Source organism: Bacillus sp. NS1, assembly GCF_058248265.1.
Genome location: NZ_JBZAZF010000001.1, coordinates 576,816 through 598,274 on the forward strand (window position 1 = coordinate 576,816; position 21,459 = coordinate 598,274).

The following is a 21,459-nucleotide window of genomic DNA, read 5'->3' on the forward strand; positions in this document are numbered from 1 at the left end:
AATTAATATGAGGAGGGCGTACAGAATAAATGACGCAGCAGAAAGAAAATCGTTTCACTTAAAAACGCGACAAAAGAATCGATTTTTTCGAAAAAGAAAACTTGTTATAATGGGTATGGATGAGACATTAGGCCTGCAAAATTTATACATCAATACAACGTAGATACCAAAAAATGCTGATGATTTACATTTTTAAAGAGCCTTAACTTTTATAGGAACTTATGCTATTATTGTTCATTATTAATGGTACGTAAAAAATATGTCGAAATTATAAACAATCTGTTAAGGTTTTTGGTTTTTATCTGGTACTCTCAGTTGAAAACGGTTGGAAGGTGATGTTATCTAATGAAGAAAGTGATAACGTACGGAACATTTGATTTATTTCACTACGGACATATGAAGCTGCTGGAAAGAGCAAAAAATCTGGGTGATTACTTAATCGTAGGATTGTCTACAGATGAATTTAATCTTCAAAAACAAAAAAAATCGCATCATTCTTATGAACATCGAAAATTCATTTTAGAAACAATCGATTTTGTTAATGAAGTCATTCCCGAAAAAAATTGGGAACAAAAAATCTCAGATATTAAAAAGTACAATATAGATACATTCGTCATCGGCGATGACTGGAAAGGGAAATTTGATTTCTTAAAGGAATATTGTGAGGTCATTTACCTTCCAAGAACAGAAGGCATTTCAACTACCCAAATCAAAAAAGACATGGCTAGTTTATAGAAGTACTAACTAAAAGAGGCTTGAAGTAAATTCAGTTGCTTCTTTTTTTCTTGTTTGCGCACAAATAAATCTTTCACTCTTTAAGGAGTTCATGATGAAATCTTTTATTTTAAAGAAATGCAGAAGTTTGTTAGTTAGGGCTTATTCAGTTCTTTTTAAGATTTTTGCTCTTCTGCCGAGAAACAGCAAATTAATTTTATTTGAAAGCTATTCTGGAAAACAGTTTAGTTGCAATCCCCGAGCAATCTACGAATATCTGCAGGAAAATCAAGATCAATACGATTATAAACTGATATGGAGTATTGATAAACGATATTTGTCGGCATTAGACGGCGTTGATGCGGCATATATAAAAAGGTTTTCTCTTAAGTGGATTTGGTACATGGCTACAGCGAAATATTGGATTACAAATAGCCGGCTTCCTTTATGGATTCCAAAACCAAAAAACACATTGTATGTGCAAACGTGGCACGGCACTCCGCTAAAAAAACTTGCTAATGACATGGATGAAGTGCACATGCCCGGAACCACAACTGAAAAGTATAAACAGAATTTTCTGCAGGAAGCTAGCAAATGGGATTATTTAATTTCTCCTAATGCTTACTCAACTGAAATTTTCAAACGAGCGTTTCAATTTAAAAAACAAATTTTAGAAACTGGTTATCCGCGAAATGACATTCTATATTCACCAAATAAAGAATCATTAATTAATAGGGTAAAACAAGAGCTAGGAATTAGTGAAGATAAAAAAATAATTTTATATGCACCAACTTGGAGGGACAATGAGTTTAAGAAAGTTGGCCAGTATAAATTTAAACTCCAATTTGATTTAGAGGAAATGAAGAGGGAACTTGGGAACTCTGTGGTTATTCTTCTAAGAATGCATTATCTAGTTTCAGAACAATTTAATTTAGGGAAATACAAAGATTTTGTTAAAGATGTTTCTTTATATAAAGATATTCGAGATTTATATTTAATTAGTGATTTATTGATTACGGATTACTCTTCTGTCTTTTTTGATTATATGAATTTAAAAAAACCCATTGTATTTTTTGTATATGATCTCCCGGCTTATCGAGACTCCATCAGAGGTTTTTACTTTAATTTTCAACAGAAAACGCCAGGAAATTTGGTCCAAACAAGTGAAGAACTGATAAAAACAGTAAAAGAGTTGTTACATAATCCTTATATAGATCATAACTATGAGAATTTTTATAATGAATTTTGTAATTTAGAAGATGGCAAGGCTTCTAAAAGAGTAATTGAAACGATCCTTTAACTTCTAAATAAAGAGGTACTAACATGTTTTCTATAATAATGCCAATATATAATTCTGAGCTTTATTTAAGGGACTCAATAGAGAGTGTCATTAACCAGTCAATTGGATTTAAGGAAAATATAGAACTGATATTAATAGATGATGGCAGTGTTGACAGCAGTCCTCAAATTTGTGAATCCTTTAAAAATCTATATCCTAATAACATCAAAATCATGAAAATTGAAAACTCCGGGCCTTCTGCTGCAAGAAATTGTGGGTTATCAAATGTAAGTGAAAAATCTAAATTCATTGGTTTTCTTGATTCTGACGATGCATTCTCTCAAAATGCGGTGCAAAGTGTTTATGATTTTTTTTGTGGTTCTGAAGATGTAAATATTGCGGTATTACCTGTTTATTACACAGGTGAAAAAGAAGGCGAACATAAATTAAACAATAGATTTGAAAAAGGAACAAGAGTTATAAATATTCTCAACGATTATAAGGCTATTCATTTTTATATTGGTGGCACTTTTTACAGAAAACATACACTAAATAGTACCGCCCTGTTTGATGAATCTATAAAGTTTTGGGAAGACGCTGTCTTTTTTAACCAGTTATTACTGAAAGAAAAAAGATACGGAGCAGTTGCAGAAGGAAAGTATTTTTATAGAAAACGAAAAGAACAGAACTCATTAGTTGATCGTTCATGGTTTAACAAAAAAAGGTACACATATTTGTTGAATGCATGTTACATGACTTTGCTGATGGATTCAATAAAAAAATATGATATAGTTCTGCCTTATTTGCAATTTTTAATTGTATACCATATGAAACTGTTTTTATATCCGAACTATAGAGATATTTATAAGTCTGTTTTAGATCAACAAGAACAAAAAGATTTTGTTGATGATTTTATTAAAATTTTAAGATTTATTGAACCGAAATTTATAAAAGAACAAGATATGCCCATGTGCTATAAAGAATTTATGTATCACTTATTAGAAGAAAATACAGAAGTTCTTGAAAACATAAAAAAAGAAAGAGTGCTACAAAGTTCATGTACTGTTACTTCGACAAAAATAAAAGGGCTTAAACTTGAATTAACTGGGCACTTTATTAACCAGTATTATGAGATGCAAGAAAATGACGAAATATATATTAAATATTTTAATATATTAAAAAAATGTAAACGAAAAGAACTGAAAAAAACAATTGAAGTATGGGGATATAAATTAAGAGATTATAGATATGCCGGCTTTGTTGTTGAAATACCGATTTGGGCCTTTGTATTTGATTTTGTCCTAAAAACACCAAATAATGCTTTAGAACTTAACCATGTAAACATTTTTAAAAGTTTGCTTACAAAGGTTTTTAAAAAATAGCCGAGGAAAGCTTTTAATACATTTTACTAAACTAATCAAGTTTTTTCAAAAAATTAGCACTCTCTTTATTTTTTACTTTTATTTACCCGGATTCTTATTCATATAAACATTTTGTTAGGAGTAATCTTTTATGAACGAAAAGAGTTTTAACTATGATTTCAGTGTTATAATGCCGATTTATAATGTTGAGTTATATCTAGCTGATGCTATAGAAAGCGTCATTAACCAGACTGTGGGTTTTGAGAATATTCAGTTAATACTTGTGAATGATGATAGCCCCGATAAAAGCGAAATCATTTGTAAAGAATATGCTCAAAAATATCCAAAAAACATTATATACGTAAAGAAACAGAATGGTGGAGTGAGCAGCGCTCGAAATTATGGTTTAAAGTATGCAGAAGGTAGATATATTCAATTTTTGGATCCGGATGACTTAGTTTCAAGAGAGACATTCGAAAATGTTTTAAATTTCTTTAACCAACATAAGAATGAAATTGATATTGTAGCAATCCCTATTTTTTTTGCAGAAGGAAGAACTGGAGAACATAATCTAAATAATAAGTTTTCTTCTACAAGAATATTGGATGTAGAAAAAGAACCTCAGCAAATATTAACTCATTGCTGTTCTACATTTATAAAAAAAGAAGCCTTGGAAAATATCAGGTTCGATGAAAATTGTAAAATAGGTGAAGATGCCAAGCTAGTTAATTTAATTATATCGCAAAAGAAAAAGTATGGTCTGGTTAAAGAGGCAAAATACCATTATAGAGTTAGAGAAGATGGATCATCTGCCATGCAGACTGCTAAAGCAAATAAGAATTGGTTTAACCATTCACTTATCACTTTCTCCAAGAATTTAATTGATATCACAAAAAATCATGAACAGAAAATACCTTTGTTTCTTCAATATATGGTTATGCATGATTTGAAGTGGAAATTATTGATTAAGGATATTAGTGAAACACCTTTAGACGAAAAAGAATACAGTGAATTTTTAACATTGATTCGAGAAGTATTGTCGTATATTGACGATGATGTCATCATTGAAACAAAAAATGTCAGCCATTTCTATCTATATCACGCGCTAAAAATTAAACACGGTGAAAATTATAGTAGGTATGTATATGAAAGAGAAACTGAACAGGATTATTATTTATACAGAGAAGGTAAAATTGTCTCGAAATTATCGGATCAAACTCTAACTATTGAGATTTTAGAAGAAAATGAGGATTCTATTCACATAGAAGGTTTTTGGAGCTCTCTGTTTAATTCAAAAGGTTTTAATTTTTATGCTAAAATTGGAGAAACAAAAATAAAAGCAAAGAATATAAAAAGACAGCATAATGATTATATAAGTTTAGGAGAAATAATAAAAAAATATCCTGGTTTTTCTATAGATATTCCAAAAAGGTATCTAGCAGACAATCACCATATTGAATTTTTTATAACAAAGGGTAAAAAAAGGAAAATGACAAAACTTCGTTTCTTCAAGTATTCAGGTTTGTCAAATGATCTATATAATTCTTATTCAGCTAAAAAAGATTATATCTTTTATTATAATTATAAAAAATTAATGTTCGAAAAAAACAATGTTAAAAATAGATTTATAAAGGAGTTTCGTTTCTTAAAATCCCTTCATAAATCAGGAGGGAAATCAAAAAAACGAAAATCAGCTATTAAGAAGGCTATGCTGGCAAGAATGGCACACCATGTTTTCACTATTTTTAATAGAAAACCAGTATGGTTATTCATAGACAGACAAGATAAAGCTGATGATAATGCCGAGCACCTCTTTAAATATGCAATCAACAAGAATGATGGGGTAAAAAAATACTTTATAATAAAAAAAGATAGCAAAGATTACGACAGAATTAAAAAATACGGAAAAGTTATACCATACAGATCTTTTAGACATAAAATTTTAACCTTATCCTCTTCCAAGGTAATATCAACACATGCAGATATATGGGTTGTAAATCCATTTTTCAATATGGAGATTTATTTTAGAGATTTATTTAATTTTGAGTTTGTCTTTTTACAGCATGGAATAACAATGGCGGATCATTCTGAATGGTTAAACAAATACAGCAAGAATATCAAATTATTAGTCACTTCAGCGAAGCCTGAATATCGGTCTATTGTGAAAGGGAATTATAATTATAAAAAAGAAAATATCTTTTTGGGTGGATTTCCGAGATACGATAATCTTAAGAAGAGTGAAGGGGAAAAGCAGCTTCTAATAATGCCTACATGGAGAAAAGATATTGTATTACCTAAAGATCAGGCAAAAGGAGTAAGACCGTACAATCCGAAATTTAAAGAAAGTGAATACTTTGCTAGGTATAATGCCTTGATTAATGATGAGCGGCTAATCGATTTTGCTAAGAATAATAATTATAAGATAACCTTTTTCCCGCACCCAGACATTCAACAGCAGATGGTGGATTTTGAAAAACATGAGTATGTAGAATTTGCAGATTATAATAGCAGCTATCAAATGTTATTTAATTCTTCTAACATAATGATTACTGATTTTTCATCTGTTGCATTTGATTTTGCTTACGAGAAAAAGCCTGTGATCTATTATCAATACGAAAAGTCATACCATTTTAAACTTGATTACTATGATTATAAAAAAATGGGTTTTGGTGATGTAATAGAAAATCATGATAGTTTAGTTGATAAAGTTATCTATTATATGAAAAATAATAGTCGTATGGAAGATAAATATAGAAAAAGAGTAGATAACTTTTTTGCATATACTGATAAAAATAACAGGAATCGTATTTATAATGCCATTTTGCAATTAGACAATAGTAAAATTGCTAAATGAGCTTGGCTTTGCTTTATATTGACACTTTAAAATGTTGGGAGAAGTTCTGCGGGACTTCTCTTTACTTTTTAAAAGTGAAAAAAAACTCAACATCTGTTACAATATTCACCGGTGCTTTCAAATTTCTTTAACCGAAAGATCCAAAAAATCATTTAAGTCTAAGGAAGATAAACAATGAATGCATTAGTAAGAATCGTAAAAGAGCAAGTGACATCGTTTCCTTTAATTTTGCGCTTGGCTTCGTATGAGACAAAGTCTCAGTATCAGATGAATTATCTTGGTGTGTTATGGCAGTTTTTAAATCCTCTCATACAAATGCTGGCGTACTGGTTTGTATTTGGTATGGGGATTCGCAACAGTCAGCCGGTCATAACGGGCGTCGGAGAAGTGCCTTTTATTGTTTGGATGCTGGCTGGTTTGATCCCATGGTTTTTTATTAGCCCAACGATTCTTGATGGATCAAACAGTGTATTTAAGCGGATCAATATGGTCGCGAAAATGAATTTTCCGATCAGTTCGCTGCCTTCTGTCGTAATTGCTTCAAATTTATTTAGTTATTTTGTAATGATGGGCATTTATGTCATTGTCCTTTTAGCGAGCGGTGTTTACCCTAGCTTGCATTGGATACAATATATTTACTATTTAATCTGCATGATTGTGTTTATGTTTTCATTTAGCTTGTTTAACTCTACAATCAGTGTGCTTGTCAGAGATTATCAATTTCTGCTGCAGGCCGTAACCAGATTATTGTTCTTTTTACTTCCGATTTTTTGGAATATCTCAGAGCAGCTCGGGAAAAATCACCCGAACCTTCTGCCTGTGCTTAAACTGAATCCGATTTTTTATCTGATAGAAGGATTCCGGAACAGCTTCTTAGACGGCAAATGGTTTTTCCAAGACATGAAGTACACGCTGTATTTCTGGCTGTTCACATTCCTTTTATTGTTAGTAGGTTCTATCCTGCACATGAAATTTAGAGACAAGTTTGTTGACTTTCTTTAATACGTAAGGAGATTGTACGATGAAACTAAAAGTTTCGTTTCGAAATGTTTCAAAGCAGTATCATTTGTATAAAAAACAATCGGACAAGATTAAAGGATTGTTTTTTCCGGTTAAGGATAATGGTTTTTTTGCTGTGCGGAATGTCTCCTTTGACGTGTATGAGGGAGAGACAATCGGCTTTGTAGGGATAAATGGGTCAGGGAAATCAACCATGTCTAACCTGCTGGCTAAAATTATCCCGCCGACCAGCGGTGAAATTGAAATGAACGGACAGCCGTCGCTGATTGCGATTGCTGCCGGTTTAAATAACCAATTGACGGGCCGGGACAATGTCCGGCTCAAGTGTTTAATGATGGGGTTAACCAATAAAGAAATTGATGATATGTATGACAGCATCGTGGAATTTGCCGAGATTGGCGATTTTATTAATCAGCCGGTTAAAAACTATTCCAGCGGTATGAAATCGCGACTCGGTTTCGCGATTTCCGTGCATATTGACCCTGACATTTTAATTATTGACGAAGCGCTCTCCGTAGGGGACCAAACGTTTTATCAGAAGTGTGTAGACAGAATAAATGAGTTTAAAAAGCAAGGAAAAACCATTTTCTTTGTGAGCCACTCCATCGGCCAGATTGAAAAGATGTGTGACCGCGTCGCTTGGATGCACTACGGCGAGCTTCGTATGTTTGATGAGACAAAAACGGTTGTTAAAGAGTACAAAGCGTTTATTGACTGGTTTAATAAGTTGTCGAAAAAAGAAAAAGAGACATATAAAAAAGAGCAAACGGAAGAGCGGAAGAAAGAAGATCCTGAAGCGTTTGCCCGTTTCCGCAAAAAGAAGAAAAAGCCGAAATCACTGGCTACTGCAGTTCAGATTGCTGTTTTGTCAATCCTGACAGTTTTTACTGCGGGAACAATGTTCTTTAATGCCCCGCTTCGTACAATTGCTTCGTTTGGCGCGATTCCGCAAAATGAAGTGAAGAAGCATGATGGCGATGCAAAAGGCCAGGCAGAGAAACGCTTAACAGCAGTCAATAAGCAAGGGTTTATAGCAGATGAAAAAGTGTCTGCTTATAAGGATCAAGATTTAAAACAGAAAGCTGACGTTACACTGCTATTCGGTACCGAAGTGACGGTAGCTGCAAAAGGCAAACAAGCAGCGAAAATAAAGTTTGACGGGCAGTCTTATTTTGTGAAAGTAGGCGCTGTTACAACAAACGTAAAACATGCTGAACTGCGGGCAGCTGCCTTTACGCCTTATGTCTCGCAAAATGCAGCTGCTTCCTATGAATACTTTCTGAAATTCCTGGGAGACAGCAGCAGCAGCATCCAATCGAAATTAAATGGATATACTGAAGGAGATACAGCTGACGGCAAAAAAACGCTGGATTTTGATTATGAAAAAATCAGTTATGTGCTGGAGAATGATAGAGCTTCTGAGCTTATCTTCCACAACATCTCTCCTGTTACCCCGGCGTCACTATCTTTAAGTGACAGTGATGTATTGTATGACAGCAGTAAGGGTCGTTTTCTTGTGAATACAGCTGATCAGGTTTTTGCAGTTGATAATAAAGAGCATACACTGACCTTGATGTCGAAATAAGAAAAGGCTATTGGATGAATGTCCAATAGCCTTTTTGTTTAGATTTCTTCTTTGTTTAGTAAACCTTCCATAAATGGAACGAGCTGATCGCGTAGCTCTTTATCTTGCATCGCAAACTCAAGAGTTGTTGTGATAAAGCCCAGTTTTTCACCAACGTCATAACGCTTGCCTTCAAAGTCGTAAGCAAACACTCTTTGAATTTCATTTAGCTTTTGAATGGCGTCTGTCAGCTGAATCTCTCCGCCGGCTCCAACCTGCTGCTCCTCTAAGTACATGAAGATCTCAGGTGTAAATACGTAACGGCCTAAGATGGCAAGGTTAGAAGGTGCAGTGCCTTTAGGCGGCTTCTCAACGAAGTTTTTCACCTGGTAACGGCGGCCCTCACTTGTCAGCGGGTCGATAATGCCGTAGCGGTGTGTTTCTTCGTCAGGCACTTGCTGAACACCGATAATAGAAGAAAGTGTTCTTTCATACTCATCCATTAATTGACGCAATCCTGGTGTTTCTGCCTGAACAATATCGTCTCCAAGCAGGACCGCAAACGGCTCATCGCCAATAAAGTTGCGTGCGCACCATACAGCATGTCCGAGTCCCTTAGGCTCTTTTTGGCGGATATAGTGAATATCAGCCAGGTTAGAAGCTTTTTTCACTTTTTCAAGGAGTTCAATCTTTCCTTTTTCTTCTAAGTTTCTTTCAAGCTCAGGAGAGTAATCAAAATGATCCTCAATCGCACGCTTGCTTTTTCCTGTTACGATAATAATATCCTCAATTCCGGCTTCAACAGCTTCTTCAATTATGTATTGAATGGTTGGCTTATCAACAATAGGAAGCATTTCTTTCGGCATTGCTTTCGTAGCCGGCAAGAATCTCGTTCCGAGACCTGCGGCAGGGATTATGGCTTTACGTACTTTTTTCAATTTCAAAGCACCTTCCTTAAGAACAGATTTAGGGTTCAGCTTTATTGAATGCTGAGTATTTAAAATGTTTAAGTTTCTTTTCACATCAATACCCTATTTTCATTCTGTTAAACACATTTAATCATATAAGAAAAACCAATATTAAACAAGAGTCAATTAGTAACTTTGAGTTCATGGAAATACTAAAAAATAACACAAATTGATAGAGAAACCAGTTTACTTTGAACTGAAAACTTCCATCGATGTAACTGCTTTTTCATCTCTAGAGCCAGCTCAGCAAAAATGATATAATGTAGTTCTGAAAAAGTGACTGTACGAATTTTATCCGAAAGGTAATAAATAGATGATGACGATTAAGGTTTCTACCCCAAAATTAGCATATGTTTGTTCAGGGCTGCAGACTGCAAAAAAGTTTAGTATTAATACAATTGATTGGAATTATCCAATGGAGATTATCACTTTAAATCATGAGCCTAATGGGCCTTCTTCTTTTAAAGATGCTCTTGTTATCAATATGTACAACTACTTTAAAGGATCTGAACCGCAGAAAGATAAAATCGAGCATCCGATTGAACAAGAAGGTTTAACATATATTCAAGAACCGAACAAGCCAGTTTACCGTTACTACCATAATGGACGTTATATCAAATATCAAAGGTTTACAGCATCAGGAGAACTTGCTGTCATTGATTATTTTAATGAAAACAGGCAAAGGTTTAAAAGAGAAGAATACGATTCATCCGGCTATGTACACAGTTTAATGTACATGGATCTGGAGACTAACAAACCGAAACAGCATCTTTATTTAAGAGCAGATGGCACCTGTTATATGACCAAATGGTATAAGAATGATGGAACAACTGAAAAAATTGTCATTTTTGACGAAAAAGAGAATATAGTCAATGTATCGTATTCAGAAAATGAACTTTCCTATTTTTTTCTGAGCCGCTTGATAAATAAGACGAAATATTTATTTTTAACATCAGAAAACGAGATATATACAACACTGAAGTCTCTTTCGGTTAAATATTCATCCATGTACTTAGGTTTTATAGAGACGAATGAGATGTTGGACAGCCCTGAAAAGGAAATAGACCACCTTGATGCGTTCGTGGTTCCTTCTTTGAAGAGATATCATGACACGGTTCAAAAAGCGGGGCCTCGCACAAATATTTATTATGTTTCTGATGAGCCATTTACCCGCAAACGTTTTGCGGACAAACTAATTGATCAGGTGCCTTTTAATAATCAATTAAAAAATATGGATGTTGAGCTGTTAACGTCAGAATGGCAATCAAAATCCGACTTGTATTTGTCAGCCAAGGTCGAATTTAAAGGCGACATTTCGGCCCATTCTGTTGGCCGTCATAAAATGTATTGGAAATTAAAAAATCAAAAGAGCGGCACTGAAAGTATATTTAATGCAAACGTAAGCAGTGAGGAAGCGCTGATGTTTACTGTAAGCGGTACGCTCCGTGTTCATTCTGTATTAGATCAGCTGTCCACGATTGAATTGTATCTCTGTTGTGAGTGGGATAATCGCTTCTTTGCATCGAGTGTGCGAGTAAACGATCCAAAGGAAATTCCATCATTAGAACGTAGTATTTCAGGCTGGCAAATTACTTTGGCGGAAGAAAATAATCATTTGCGTGTTCATACAGCTGAGGGATTTCGGAGAAAATTAATGAAACGGCTGTTTGTGAAAAAATAGAAGAAAAAGCTTTACCAGAAGAAGGAGCTTGAAGATGAGAAGGATCTTTTCACTAATATATGAAATAGACATTGAAAAAGGCGGCATTACAAGCTCGATGATGTCAAGATCTTTTACATTTGCGGAGCGCGGTCATAAAATCGATTTGGTCACACTTGATTATAAAGAGAATTATGATCAGATAGAGAAAGAGCTGAAGAACGCAGGAAGACTGCATGCTGATGTAAATATCCTTAATATTTATGATTACTATAAAAATCAGCAGCGGCATATAAAAGTCGGGAATGCACAACAAAGTTATTATGAGCAAAATCGTAATCGCTTTGAAGAACCATATGCCGTTTTTCATAATGAAGAAAAATTAGAAACGGAATACTTCAAGAATGGTTTATATATAAAAAAGAAAAAATGGGATGAGTCGAATAACCTTTTATATGTGGACCATTTCAATGAAAATATGCAAAAGACAAAGCGGGAATTCTTTCACGGTGCTTATGTAAATAAAACTGTTTTTTTCGATACGAGAAGCGGAAAAATTAATCAAATTCACTTTACAGCACCGGACGGCTTTTGTTATTTAACGGAATGGCACCATTTCAATACGGGAGCCAGTCAGGGAGTTATGCTGTTTGAACGAGATCAAAAGGAAGCTGTATTTTTCAAAAACAAGCACGCATTTCATACCCATTGGCTTGAGAAGATATGTGAAAAAGAAAAAGACCCTATTATCATCTGTGATGGAGTCGGAAGTGCTTCAAAAGTAAATGAAATGCGTGAGGGATTGGCAAAACGGTATTATTGTGTTCACTCAAATCATTTAGATTATCCTTATACGTTAGGCAGCAAAGTTCGGAAAAATCATCAATACGCGATGGAACATATTAAAGATTATGACGGGCTGATCGTATTAACGAATGAACAAAAAGAAGATATTATGAAGGATTTTGAATCGAACAATAATATTTTTGTTATTCCCCATGCTCCAAGAAGGCTTGAAAAATTACAAACGTATGAAAAAAAGAAAAACGAATTTGTCATGGTGGCCAGATATCATGAAGAAAAAGGGATCGATAAGGTCATAAAAGCAATGGAAATCGTAAAAAGATCCCGGCCTGATATTGTCCTTAATATTTATGGCAGCGGTCCTGGCCACGAGCAATATCAGCGATTGATCGATGATCTCCAGTTAGATAATGTGCATTTAAAAGGGTATATCGCAAATCCTGCTCCATTTTATCAGCAGGCGCTTGCTACATTGTTAACATCTAAATTTGAGGGGTTCAGTCTTGCCATTTGTGAATCGTTTTCGTGCGCAACTCCGGTCATCAGTTTTGATGTAAAATACAGCCCAAGAGAGCTCATAAAAGAACACGAAACGGGAATGCTTGTAGAACCTGATCATATTGAAATGCTTGCTGATAGTATCATTTATTTGTACGACAACCCTGAGAAAGCCATTCAATATGGAAAAAATGCAAAGAATTTAATGGATACAGAATATAGTGAAGACCGATTATTTGAAAGATGGGAAGAAGTATTTGAAATGACGAAATAGTGCATTTCTAGACAATTTTTGTTCATTATATGAGCTTTTGTGAAGAAATAGAAGCGGATAAGGATAGAGGTGTAATGTTGAAAATTACTGCAGCAGTACCCACATACAACTCAGAACATTTTATCTCCCGCTGCCTGGATAGTCTGGTTCAACAAACCATGCCGAATAATGAGTATGAAATTATTTGTGTAGATGATTGTTCTCAGGATGGCACGGTTTCAATATTGAAAAAATACAGTGAACAGTATTCTAATATAACGGTTATTGAACGAAAGGAAAACTCGGGAGGGCCGGGAGAGCCAAGAAACCAAGCCATACGTGCTGCGAATGGTGAATACATCTTTTTTATTGATTCCGATGATTATTTAGGAATTGAAGCGTTTGAGAGAATGTATCAATTTGCACAACAGCACGATTCAGATATTGTGCTTGGAAAAATGGTCGGTATAAACGGCAGAGCGGTCCCGCAAGCTATTTTTAAAGAAACAAAACCTGAGGCGGATCTTGTTAAATCTCCGCTTGTCTACTCAATTGGTCCGACAAAACTTTTTAAAGTTTCACTGCTTAGAAAGCATGACATATATTTCCCATCTAATATACAGGCCACAGAGGATCAGGTATTTGTCATAAAAGCTTATTTAGAAGCGGACAAAATTTCTGTCTTGGCTGACTATGATTATTACTACGCTGTACAGCATGACGGCGAGCATATGACATTTGCATATGTTGCGCCTCAAAGCTACTACGGCGCAATGAAGGTAATCGCAGATATGATTTGTGAGAGCCGTCTTTCTCATACCCGCAAAATGAAGTTTATGGCGAAGTTCATAAATCGCCATTTTGACTTTTCAAGAACCACGGATTTTACCGTAACGATCGAAGATGAGCAGGAACAGCAAACATGGATGACAGAGCTGCATCATTTTGTTGAACAAAATATTCCACGGGAAATTGACCAGCTTGTCCATTCTCATACGCGGTTAAAATTATTTTTTGTGCGGCAGAATGACTTAAAGGGTTTGAAGCAGTTTGAAGCTGATAAAGAAAATATGACTCAATTTACGTCTGTTAAAAATGGTCATATCATAGCAAACTATCCCAGCCTTACGCCGTATCAGTTAACAGAGAATGAACGGATTATTGATGACAGAAACAAAATCAGTCATTACGTGAGCAAATTTCAAATGAAGAACAATACTTTTTCATTAAGAGGGTCGATTACCCACACGGCTTTACAACCAGAGCAACAAGCTATGCAAACTTTATTAGGCATTTGGGTGCATCGTGAAAGAAAAACTGAAAAAATCATTTTTCCGGTGTATGCTAAGGACGGGGAATTTGAATTTCTCACGAAGTTTACTGATTTGGCCGTTAATGAAGAAGATATTGGAGTTTGGGACTTCTTTATTGAATCAGAGATTGACGGTTATAAAAAACGCGCGCGAATTGGCAGCAGCAGAGAATCGTATCCTTATTCAAAACATGCTAAATATATTGGGAATAATGGGAAATACGCTTTTAGCGCAAGACCGTACTTTACAAAAACATACGATAATTTGTCTGTGGATATAAGAAAGCAAGAAGTTTTGAAAGTGGAATTCAGAAAAAATGATTCGGATTTAACGTTCGTATTCCCTGGAAGCCAATTGTTCTTTCCGCAGCAATCCTTATTATTGCTGGAATGCAATAATCAAGAGTTTTTAATTCCAATAAAAAATCAAATCAGTTCAGCTGATGGGACAGTAATACAGGTTGACCGGAATCTAGTTGAACAAAAATTTGCCCCGTCTCACATAAAAAACATGAATATCGTTTTATCAATAAATTCATACAAAACGATATTGGTTCCAAAAAAGGATGTCAGCGTGTACTTTTGCAGTAAAAATATTGAAAAAAAGCTATGGTGCTTTAAAATAAAGAAGAAAGTAGACCTATTTATACAATCAGACCAATCAAGATTCTATCTAACAGCCCGTTAAACAAAGAAACCAGGTGACAATATGAAAAAACTAAAAGTCATGACCGTCTTCGGGACCAGGCCTGAAGCAATCAAGATGGCACCGCTTGTGCTGGAATTGAAAAAATATCCCGAAATAGATTCCTATGTGACAGTCACTGCCCAGCACAGACAAATGCTAGACCAGGTTCTAGATGCGTTTCACATCAAGCCTGATTTCGATTTGAACATTATGAAGGAACGGCAGACGCTGGCTGAGATTACGTCCAACGCACTTGTGAAATTGGATGAGCTGTTTAAAGATATCAAACCCGATATTGTGCTGGTCCATGGGGATACGACGACGACGTTTGCAGGAAGCCTAGCCGCTTTTTATCACCAAATTGCTGTCGGGCATGTGGAGGCAGGCCTTCGTACAGGGAATAAGTATTCCCCTTTTCCGGAAGAGCTCAACCGCCAGATGACCGGGGCGATTGCTGATTTGCATTTTGCGCCGACAGACCAGGCGAAAGACAATTTATTAAAAGAAAATAAGAAGGCTGACTCTATTTTTGTGACAGGAAATACTGCGATTGATGCACTCCGCACAACGGTGAGGGACGGCTATTCACATCCTGTCCTCGATCAGGTGGGCGAGGATAAAATGATTCTGCTGACCGCGCACCGCCGGGAAAATCTGGGTGAGCCAATGGAAAACATGTTCAAGGCTATCCGAAGAATTGTTGAGGAGTTTAACGATGTACAGGTCGTTTACCCTGTGCACCTGAATCCTATTGTCCGGGAAGCGGCTCAGAAGCATTTTGGCGACTCTGACAGAGTGCATCTGATCGAACCTTTAGAGGTGATTGATTTCCATAACTTTGCCGCAAAATCGCATTTTATTTTAACAGATTCGGGCGGCGTGCAGGAGGAAGCACCTTCTCTCGGAAAACCGGTGCTTGTGCTGCGCGATACGACGGAACGCCCTGAAGGAGTGGAAGCAGGAACGCTAAAACTTGCAGGGACGGATGAGGAAAACATTTATCAGTTGGCAAAACAGCTGTTAACTGATGATGATGAGTACAAGAAAATGTCTTACGCCTCTAATCCGTACGGCGATGGAGAGGCTTCCAGACGGATTGTGGAAGAATTGCTGTTTCATTATGGGTTTCGGAAAGAACATCCGGATTCATTTACAGGCAAATAAAAAAGAAGCTTTGCACACTGTGCGAAGCTTCTTTTTGTTTTAATTTTCGAGGCTTTCCTTCAGCTCTTTTGTAATATCGGAAAGGGCGTTTTTATCTGCTTGATAGTAGTAAATTCCGTTGATTTTCGTGCCAGTGCCTTTCAGTTCATGCTGTTTAATATTTTTACGCGCGCCTTTGTAGTCGGATTGGATATCCCACATGTTATCGAAGGTTAAATTCGTTTTCACATTATCTTCAACGACTTTAAACATATCTCCGAACTTCGTGATGGAAGAAATATTTGCGCCTTTATTAATGATTCCTTCAATCACTTGGCGCTGGCGGTCTTGACGGCCAAAATCGCCTCTCGGATCTTCTTTTCTCATCCGGGTATAGGCGAGTGCCTCTTTTCCGTTTAGCGTGATTTTTCCTTTGCCGAACGAATAACCGTCATAGCTGAACGCGAATGTGCTGTTTACTGTGACACCGCCAAGTGTATCAACAACGTCTCTAAAGCTTTCCATGTTCACTTTTACAAAATAATCAACCGGAACATCGAGGAAGTTCTCAACAGTGTCTACCGTCATCTGCGTGCCGCCAAAAGCGTATGAATGGTTGATTTTATCCATTGTGCCTTTTCCGATAATTTTTGTATAAGTGTCACGCGGAATGCTGACCATGTCGGTTGTATTCGTTTTTGGGTTAACGGTCATATAAATGAGCGTATCGGCACGGCCCTTATCGCCGTCGCGTTCATCCACACCCATAATTAAGACGGAAAAAGGATCTTTTTTATTGATACTGACCTCTTTATCCCTCTTTTTCGATTTATCAATGCTTTCATGAATACTTGCCACGGTTGATGCTGCTTTATGCCATAAGTAGTATGCATAGCCTCCAGTTCCGAGTACAAATACGGCCACAATGGCTAAAATGACAAGTAACGCCTTTCTTTTTTTCTTTCTTTTTTCAGCTCTCATAATAAAATCCTCGCTTTTTTGTAATCTAGTACGATTATAAGTTTCTTAATATTTGAAAACAACTAAAATTTGTCTGATTCTTTACAATAGACGGCTCCTTGTAACAAATGTTTCGGTATTTTAAGAAAATCCGCAAAAATTTTTCGTTGTTTTGAAAGAAATCTTAAAATAAGCTTAAAATTGTCGATAAAAAGTGGAGAGGTGATATAGGAATGAAAAAACTTGCTATTTTAATGTTCTCAATGCTGCTTCTTTTGTCTGCATGCGGCACAGCTGAGAAATCATCAGGTTCAGAAACAAATTCAGGTAGCCAGGATGCGGCTGCTGAAGAGACTGTAACGAAGGAAGGCACATTTGCCGGTTTGGCGGACAGCCATACGATTGCAGTCACTATTGATGGTAAAGAGACATCGATTCAGGTTGGTTCAGACCTTCAGGACAAAATGAACAGCATATCAGAAGGACAAAAAGTTGAGGTCAAATATACAAAAGATTCAAATGGCGTATTATTGCTTAAGGATCTTGAGACAAAGGAATAAAAACTTCTTAGGGGGTTCCATGTTTTGAAAAAAATGAAGCTCTTGCTTCTATCATCAGTCACTGTGGCGGCCTTAGCATGTCCATCGTTTATGCAGTCTGCGAAAGCCGCTGATAAAACCATTTCTGTTAAGCTGAGTAATTATGTAGGCAGCAAATCAAGCTTGGATGTCGATATCACAGGCGGTTATGAAATTCCCGGCTCAAGAATTGCGGATACAGAGCGATATGGTGGAGCAACCCGTTTTGATGTTGCCAATAATGTAGCTTCAGCCGGATGGACAAATCCAACGACTGTGGTCATTGTGAATCGAGACGCTTTTGCCGATGCGCTCTCAGCAACACCGCTTGCCAAAAAATACGATGCGCCGATTCTATTAACAGACGCGGATTCGCTAACACCAAAAACAGAAAGTGAAATTGCAAAACTAAATCCTGACAATATTCTCATCATTGGCGGGACAATCAGTGTTTCTAAAAATGTAGAAAATACATTAAAAAAATATGGTTCTATCGACCGTATTGGCGGAGCAACCCGTTACGAGGTTTCTAAAAACATAGCGGATCGAATGGGAAATTACAGCCAGGCAGTAGTGGCTACAGGCATGGTCTTTACAGATGCCCTGTCAATCGCGCCATATGCTGCAATGAACGGTTATCCGATATTACTTGCTGGAGACAATAACATCCGCAGCGATTACAAAATTCCGAGCAACGTAACAATAGTCGGCGGTCCGTTGAGTGTCAGCACTGGCGTGGAAGCCACATTAAAAAAGCAGGCGACTGTGAAACGGATTGGCGGGGTTTCCCGGTATGAGGTATCTGCCAATATCGTAAAAGAATTAAATATGAAAGCAACAAAGGTATTCATGTCAAATGGTCAAACATTTGCGGACGCATTAACGGGGTCTGTGCTTGCAGCGAAGCAGGGAAGTCCTTTACTGCTGGTTGAATCCGGCAGCCTGCCGTCACCAGTCGCTGATGTAGTGGCATCAAAAGGAACTCAATCATTTGCGCTGCTTGGAGGAAGCATTTCCATCAGTGATACGCTAAAGAACAAACTGGCAGATACTTTTGCAGGAACTGGCTATACAGTCAAGTTATCCGGCGGAAATCTGGCGCTTTATAAAAACAACACTGCCATTAAGACGTTTGGAACTTCTTTCACAGTAAATCCTAAAAAATATGCAACGACAAATTCTATCAGTCTGAATGGAACGCCATATCTCGGAAACATGAAATTTACGATTGAGTCAGGCAAATACGTTCGTCCGATCAATGTAGATATCCCTTTTGAAGATTATTTAAAGGGTGTTGTACCTCATGAGATGCCGGCGAGCTGGCAAAAAGAAGCGCTTAAAGCTCAAGCTGTCGCTGCCAGAACTTATTCCATCAGCTCGGCAGGAAAAGAAGTACAAGACACCACCGCTTTTCAGGTATATGGAGGATATGACTGGAATTCAAAAACATCAGAAGTGGTAGAAGCTACAAAAGGAAAAGTTCTGAAATACAATGGCAATTTGATTTCAGCTACGTATTCCTCAAGTAATGGCGGCTACACAGAAGCGAGCGGCGAGGTGTGGAGCAATCAGCTTCCTTATTTGATCGCCAAAAAAGATACGTACGACCCGCAAATCAGCTGGTCTCTGTCTTTAAACAAAACCCAGCTTGATAAAAACAGTCTGAATCTGAAAAGCCCGGGATCTTGGTGGAGCACAAAAAATGAAACGAACTCAGCATATTTGAGCGGTTTGAAAAGCTGGTTTATTAAAAATAAATACAGCAATGCCGAGTCTATCAAAATCACAAAAATATCCAGTGTGAAATTCAGCACGGAGAAAACTGCCGGTCAGCGGCCGGAAACAGCAAGTGTAACATTCTCATACTTCGTGAAAGAAAAATCAAATGGCTACATTCTTTCTAATGGTAGCCTGAGTGAAAAAACAGCAACAATTTCTGTACCGACAACAGAGCTGAGAACAATGCTTGGAGCTTCAAACATGAAGAGTACATATGCGTCTGTCTCAAGCAATACAAACGCCTTTATCATCAGCGGTAAAGGATACGGACACGGCATAGGCATGAGTCAGTACGGAGCCAATGCCAGAGCTGCTGCCGGACAATCCTATACAACGATCTTAAGTTTTTACTATCCAGGAACGACTCTATCAAGCTATTAAAAGATTGATAGAAGTCCAGGGAGGCGCATGCCTCCTTCGTTCGTTATTTGATGTACGAATCATTATCAATCTTTGGAGGGACTATCTTTGCGGATCTTTCTTAAAAGCATACCGATGCTGATATTAGGAGTCGTTTTATTTGTACCAAATGTGTTTGCGGCCAACTCTGTTACAAGGCTGGATGGAGCAAGTAGATATGAGGTTGCTGTAAATGTTTCAAAACAAGGCTGGAGCAGTGCGAGCACGGTTGTTGTGGCGAACGGAACAGCATATGCCGATGTATTAACGGCTGCTCCTCTGGCTTATAAATACAATGCTCCAATTCTATTAACGGAATCATCTAAACTGACTACACCGACGAAAAACAGAATCAGCCAGCTTAAACCGAACAAGGTCATCGTCATTGGCGGAACGATCAGTGTTTCTAACAACGTTGTAAGTGAAATTAAAAATTTGGGTGTTTCCACAGTGGAACGGATCGGCGGAAGAAGCCGTTACGAAGTTGCCCAAAATATTTCTAAAAAAATGTCTTCAAATTCAAAAGCAGTAATCGCAAATGGAACGGCATATGCTGACAGTCTGGCAATCGGTTCTTATGCTGCACGCAACGGCATTCCAATTCTTCTGACTACTGCAAGCTCCATTCCAGAACCAACGAAAAATGCGATGAGCAGCAAAGGAACAACATCGACTATAGTGGTCGGGGGAGAAATCAGTGTCTCAAAAAGTGTTTACAGCCAGCTTCCTTCACCAACAAGAATCGGCGGAAACAGCCGTTTCGAAGTGGCTGCAAACATAGCAAAAAAATATTATTCTTCATCAAAAGCCGCATTTGTCAGCAATGGCTATCAATATGCGGATGCTTTAGCGGGTTCCGTTCTGGCGGCTAAACAAAATCGTCCAATGTTATTTACGGATGCCGGCTCCCTGCCGACTGCGACAAGAGCAGTCATCGGTTCAAACAGCAAGAATACATTCACTGTACTCGGGGGTACTATTTCCGTTACAACGAATGTTGTCAACCAGCTGAAAAATGTAATTGTAGGAAAAAAGGTATTTGTGGATGCCGGACACGGGGGTTATGACAGCGGAGCGGTTGGTAACGGATTAAAGGAGAAAGACGTTAACCTTGCCGTTGCAAAGCTTGTAAACAGCAAACTCTCTGCTGGCGGAGCGATTCCGGTTATGGCCAGATCTACAGATGTTTTCTTAGAGCTTTCTGAACGGGTTGCCAAAGCTAAAAGCAATAATGCAAACCTGTTTGTGAGTATTCACGCCAATTCAGCGAGTCCTGCTGCAACCGGTACTGAAACTTACTATTATACAAAGTATGAGGCAGACAACAGCAAACGGCTTGCGACAGAAATACAAAACAGACTTTATAAAGCACTCAATACTCAAAACCGAGGCGTGAAACTCGGGAATTTCCATGTTATCAGAGAATCAACAATGCCGAGCAGTTTAGTGGAGCTGGCATTCATATCAAATGTGAACGACGCAAGTAAACTAAAGAGTGCTTTGTACCAAGAAAAAGCAGCTCAAGCAATATATGAAGGAATCATCGGTTATTATTAGGAAGAAATTTGTATACATTGATAGCGGCTTGCCGGCAGAACCCATCAGGAATTGCAGGCAAGCTTTTT

General features: G+C 37.1%; 15 protein-coding genes. 13 read left to right on the forward strand and 2 right to left on the reverse strand.

Going from position 1 to position 21,459, the window contains the following annotated elements; translation table 11 throughout:
- Positions 1 to 345: 345 nt before the first annotated feature.
- The 6 genes from tagD (at position 346) to tagH (ending at position 8,813) form a co-directional block, all read left to right on the forward strand.
- Positions 346 to 735, forward strand: a complete 390-nt coding sequence (gene tagD, locus AC4CV5_RS02925) for a glycerol-3-phosphate cytidylyltransferase (RefSeq protein ID WP_166847609.1) — start codon at positions 346 to 348, stop codon at positions 733 to 735.
- Positions 736 to 829: 94 nt separating this feature from the next.
- Positions 830 to 2,014, forward strand: coding sequence for a CDP-glycerol glycerophosphotransferase family protein (locus AC4CV5_RS02930; RefSeq protein ID WP_490922057.1), 1,185 nt, complete (start codon positions 830 to 832; stop codon positions 2,012 to 2,014).
- Positions 2,015 to 2,037: 23 nt separating this feature from the next.
- Positions 2,038 to 3,375, forward strand: coding sequence for a glycosyltransferase family 2 protein (locus AC4CV5_RS02935; RefSeq protein WP_490922058.1), 1,338 nt, complete (start codon positions 2,038 to 2,040; stop codon positions 3,373 to 3,375).
- A 130-nt stretch (positions 3,376 to 3,505) separates the two neighbouring features.
- Positions 3,506 to 6,208 (forward strand): poly(glucosyl N-acetylgalactosamine 1-phosphate) glucosyltransferase, encoded by a 2,703-nt coding sequence (gene ggaB / locus AC4CV5_RS02940; protein WP_490922059.1) that lies wholly within the window; start codon positions 3,506 to 3,508, stop codon positions 6,206 to 6,208.
- A gap of 174 nt (positions 6,209 to 6,382) precedes the next feature.
- Positions 6,383 to 7,210 (forward strand): teichoic acids export ABC transporter permease subunit TagG, encoded by an 828-nt coding sequence (gene tagG / locus AC4CV5_RS02945; RefSeq protein ID WP_003219641.1) that lies wholly within the window; start codon positions 6,383 to 6,385, stop codon positions 7,208 to 7,210.
- 19 nt (positions 7,211 to 7,229) lie between these two features.
- Complete coding sequence (tagH, locus tag AC4CV5_RS02950; protein ID WP_490922060.1) at positions 7,230 to 8,813, forward strand: teichoic acids export ABC transporter ATP-binding subunit TagH; 1,584 nt, start codon at positions 7,230 to 7,232, stop codon at positions 8,811 to 8,813.
- A 38-nt stretch (positions 8,814 to 8,851) separates the two neighbouring features.
- On the opposite strand, the gene galU is transcribed toward tagH, so the two are convergent.
- Complete coding sequence (gene galU / locus AC4CV5_RS02955; protein ID WP_490922061.1) at positions 8,852 to 9,730, reverse strand: UTP--glucose-1-phosphate uridylyltransferase GalU; 879 nt, start codon at positions 9,728 to 9,730, stop codon at positions 8,852 to 8,854.
- A 343-nt stretch (positions 9,731 to 10,073) separates the two neighbouring features.
- Between galU and AC4CV5_RS02960 the strand changes: the two genes are divergently transcribed.
- From AC4CV5_RS02960 to wecB, 4 genes are all read left to right on the forward strand, one after another.
- Complete coding sequence (locus tag AC4CV5_RS02960; protein WP_490922062.1) at positions 10,074 to 11,441, forward strand: hypothetical protein; 1,368 nt, start codon at positions 10,074 to 10,076, stop codon at positions 11,439 to 11,441.
- A 34-nt stretch (positions 11,442 to 11,475) separates the two neighbouring features.
- Positions 11,476 to 12,996 (forward strand): glycosyltransferase, encoded by a 1,521-nt coding sequence (locus tag AC4CV5_RS02965; RefSeq protein ID WP_490922063.1) that lies wholly within the window; start codon positions 11,476 to 11,478, stop codon positions 12,994 to 12,996.
- Positions 12,997 to 13,070: 74 nt separating this feature from the next.
- Positions 13,071 to 14,975 carry a glycosyltransferase gene (locus AC4CV5_RS02970; protein ID WP_166847633.1) on the forward strand — a complete coding sequence of 635 codons (1,905 nt, stop codon included), beginning with the start codon at positions 13,071 to 13,073 and terminating at the stop codon, positions 14,973 to 14,975.
- Between the two features lie 21 nt (positions 14,976 to 14,996).
- Positions 14,997 to 16,139: a non-hydrolyzing UDP-N-acetylglucosamine 2-epimerase gene (gene wecB, locus AC4CV5_RS02975; RefSeq protein ID WP_373922924.1), complete on the forward strand. Its 1,143-nt coding sequence runs from the start codon at positions 14,997 to 14,999 to the stop codon at positions 16,137 to 16,139.
- Positions 16,140 to 16,178: 39 nt separating this feature from the next.
- Here wecB and tagU read toward each other — a convergent pair whose 3' ends face one another.
- Positions 16,179 to 17,099 carry a polyisoprenyl-teichoic acid--peptidoglycan teichoic acid transferase TagU gene (gene tagU / locus AC4CV5_RS02980; protein ID WP_373922925.1) on the reverse strand — a complete coding sequence of 307 codons (921 nt, stop codon included), beginning with the start codon at positions 17,097 to 17,099 and terminating at the stop codon, positions 16,179 to 16,181.
- Positions 17,100 to 17,311: 212 nt separating this feature from the next.
- On the opposite strand from tagU, the gene AC4CV5_RS02985 reads away from it, so the two are divergent.
- From AC4CV5_RS02985 to AC4CV5_RS02995, 3 genes are all read left to right on the forward strand, one after another.
- Positions 17,312 to 17,638, forward strand: a complete 327-nt coding sequence (locus tag AC4CV5_RS02985) for an acidic lipoprotein LytA (protein WP_166847642.1) — start codon at positions 17,312 to 17,314, stop codon at positions 17,636 to 17,638.
- Between the two features lie 24 nt (positions 17,639 to 17,662).
- Positions 17,663 to 19,816 carry a SpoIID/LytB domain-containing protein gene (locus AC4CV5_RS02990; RefSeq protein WP_248602235.1) on the forward strand — a complete coding sequence of 718 codons (2,154 nt, stop codon included), beginning with the start codon at positions 17,663 to 17,665 and terminating at the stop codon, positions 19,814 to 19,816.
- 87 nt (positions 19,817 to 19,903) lie between these two features.
- Positions 19,904 to 21,391, forward strand: a complete 1,488-nt coding sequence (locus AC4CV5_RS02995) for an N-acetylmuramoyl-L-alanine amidase (protein ID WP_490922064.1) — start codon at positions 19,904 to 19,906, stop codon at positions 21,389 to 21,391.
- Positions 21,392 to 21,459 lie beyond the last annotated feature (68 nt).

Coding starts and splice junctions, on each gene's coding strand:
- tagD (WP_166847609.1), top strand. CDS start 346: ATGAAGAAAGTGATAACGTACGGAACATTTGATTTATTTCACTACGGA.
- AC4CV5_RS02930 (WP_490922057.1), top strand. CDS start 830: ATGAAATCTTTTATTTTAAAGAAATGCAGAAGTTTGTTAGTTAGGGCT.
- AC4CV5_RS02935 (WP_490922058.1), top strand. CDS start 2,038: ATGTTTTCTATAATAATGCCAATATATAATTCTGAGCTTTATTTAAGG.
- ggaB (WP_490922059.1), top strand. CDS start 3,506: ATGAACGAAAAGAGTTTTAACTATGATTTCAGTGTTATAATGCCGATT.
- tagG (WP_003219641.1), top strand. CDS start 6,383: ATGAATGCATTAGTAAGAATCGTAAAAGAGCAAGTGACATCGTTTCCT.
- tagH (WP_490922060.1), top strand. CDS start 7,230: ATGAAACTAAAAGTTTCGTTTCGAAATGTTTCAAAGCAGTATCATTTG.
- AC4CV5_RS02960 (WP_490922062.1), top strand. CDS start 10,074: ATGATGACGATTAAGGTTTCTACCCCAAAATTAGCATATGTTTGTTCA.
- AC4CV5_RS02965 (WP_490922063.1), top strand. CDS start 11,476: ATGAGAAGGATCTTTTCACTAATATATGAAATAGACATTGAAAAAGGC.
- AC4CV5_RS02970 (WP_166847633.1), top strand. CDS start 13,071: ATGTTGAAAATTACTGCAGCAGTACCCACATACAACTCAGAACATTTT.
- wecB (WP_373922924.1), top strand. CDS start 14,997: ATGAAAAAACTAAAAGTCATGACCGTCTTCGGGACCAGGCCTGAAGCA.
- tagU (WP_373922925.1), bottom strand. CDS start 17,099: ATGAGAGCTGAAAAAAGAAAGAAAAAAAGAAAGGCGTTACTTGTCATT.
- AC4CV5_RS02985 (WP_166847642.1), top strand. CDS start 17,312: ATGAAAAAACTTGCTATTTTAATGTTCTCAATGCTGCTTCTTTTGTCT.